This window comes from Cellulomonas biazotea (genome assembly GCF_004306155.1).
Taxonomy (GTDB): domain Bacteria; phylum Actinomycetota; class Actinomycetes; order Actinomycetales; family Cellulomonadaceae; genus Cellulomonas; species Cellulomonas biazotea.
On record NZ_BIMR01000493.1, the window covers coordinates 1 to 1,397 of the forward strand.

General features: G+C 78.2%; 1 protein-coding gene and 1 pseudogene. Both read right to left on the bottom strand.

Features of this window, described 5'->3' with window-relative positions; genetic code table 11:
• A pseudogene (locus tag CBZ_RS20420) lies at positions 1–237 on the bottom strand (dihydrolipoamide succinyltransferase); the annotation flags it as partial.
• Between the two features lie 173 nt (positions 238–410).
• Positions 411–1,397: thiamine pyrophosphate-dependent enzyme (locus CBZ_RS20425; protein ID WP_246013580.1), on the bottom strand; the 987-nt coding region annotated here is incomplete at its 5' end.

Consider the following 1,397-nt stretch of genomic DNA (forward strand, 5'->3'; position numbering starts at 1 on the left):
GCGCTGGGCGGCGGCGTCCTGCCGGGCCCGCTCGGCCTCGGCGTGGACCTCGCCCGGCGCGGCCGGGTGCGGCGGCGTGAACGGGTTCGTCGGGTGCCCGGCGGCCGGGGCCGCGTCGGTGGCCGGGGTCGCGGGAGCAGCCGGCAGGGGCTGCGTCGCGCCGATCGGGGGGATCGGCTGCGTCGGCTGCGCCTGGGGGTGGTTCTCGTCCGCGGGGTGCTGAGGGGTGGTCGTCATCGTCAGTCCTCCTTGTCGACCTCCATGGAACGACAGCGCGCTGAAGAGACCCTCCGACGAACCTGGGAGTTGGCTGTCAGTTCCTCATGAACCGCGGGCAGGGGTCCGCGTGCCGCGCACGGGCGTCCGGACGCCCGTGCGCTGCCGCTGGTCGGCCGCTGGTCGGGCGCCGGTCAGCGCAGGGACTCGTCGACCGCCCGGGCGACGTCCTCGGCCAGCCGCTCCCCCAGCGCCCGCCGACCCGTGCGGTCCACCCGCACCTCGACGACGCTCAGGCCGGGCCCGGGCGTCGCGAGCGCCGGCAGCAGCCCGTCGACGTCGCCCACGCGGGTGTGCCGCACGCCGTACGCCGCGCACAGGGCCGCGACGTCGACGCCGTGCGGGGTGCCGAACACGCGCTCGAAGACCCCCGCACGGTCCGGCTCGCCCGGCTCGAGGGTCGAGAAGATCGAGCCGCCGTCGTCGTTCGCGACGACGAGCTGCAGGTCGACGGCGTGCTCCAGCGGACCGCGCAGGAGTCCGCCGACGTCGTGCAGGAACGTGAGGTCGCCGAGCAGCGCGCGGACGGGGCGGTGGGGCAGGCCCAGCGCGACGCCCACGGCCGTCGACACGACGCCGTCGATCCCCGCGAGCCCGCGGTTGGCGAGCACGAGCGGCGGGGCGTCCCAGCGGGCGACGAGGTCGAGGTCGCGGACCGGGTTGGACGACCCGACGACGAGGACGTCGCGCGGTTGCAGCACTCCCGCGACGACGCGCGCGAGTCCCGGGCCGGTCACGCGCGCGCCGCTGCGCGAGCGGCGGCCGTCGCTCTCGGGCGGCCCGTCGAGCACCGCGTCGAGCGCCGCGTCGGCCGCCTTGCCGGCGGTCTGCCACGCGTCGAGCCAGCCGACCGGCGCCGGCAGCCGGCCGCGCAGCATGCGGGTCGGGACCTCGGTGAGCACCTCGGCGGCGTTCCGGGCCGCGTCGGGCCAGGCACCGCCGTGCGGCGCGACGACGACGACCTCGACGTCGTCGCGGGCGAGGAGCCGCTGCACCGGGCGCGACAGCGTCGGCCGGCCGAGCACGACGACCCGCCGGACCGCCCCGCCGAGCCGAGGGTCGCCGAGCAGCAGGCGGTAGGCCGCGATCGCGTGCGTGCCGCCGCGGGCGCCGGACGACGG